Origin of the sequence: Pseudoalteromonas sp. 120-MNA-CIBAN-0494, assembly GCF_040308885.1 — a bacterium.
GTDB lineage: Bacteria > Pseudomonadota > Gammaproteobacteria > Enterobacterales > Alteromonadaceae > Pseudoalteromonas > Pseudoalteromonas nigrifaciens.
On record NZ_JBEOOE010000158.1, the window covers coordinates 1 to 270 of the forward strand.

1 protein-coding gene is annotated in these 270 nt (G+C 63.0%); it reads right to left on the reverse strand.

The window, feature by feature from the left end; translation table 11 throughout:
- Positions 1-11 precede the first annotated feature (11 nt).
- Positions 12-270, reverse strand: a 259-nt coding sequence (locus tag AAEY55_RS18350; RefSeq protein ID WP_350552686.1) for an alpha/beta hydrolase, incomplete at its 5' end; no start/stop codon positions are given.

Here is a 270-nt window from a genome sequence, read left to right on the forward strand (position 1 = left end):
GGGCAGGGCGATCAGGCGTGGTTGGCGAGGAAGGTCAGCAGCGCCTCGTTGACGAAATCCGGGTTCTCGCGACTGGAGATATGCCCGGCTTCGGGGATCAGGATCAGGCTGCAACCAATCAGTTCGGCCATTTCCTCGGACTCGGCCGGTGGCCGGGGTTTGTCCTGCTCGCCGCACATCACCAGGGTGGTGTCGGAGTCCAATCCAGGTAATTGCGCCAGGATGTCTTCGCGGCTGAAGATCAGGCGGCCCAGCGGCACGATACTGTCC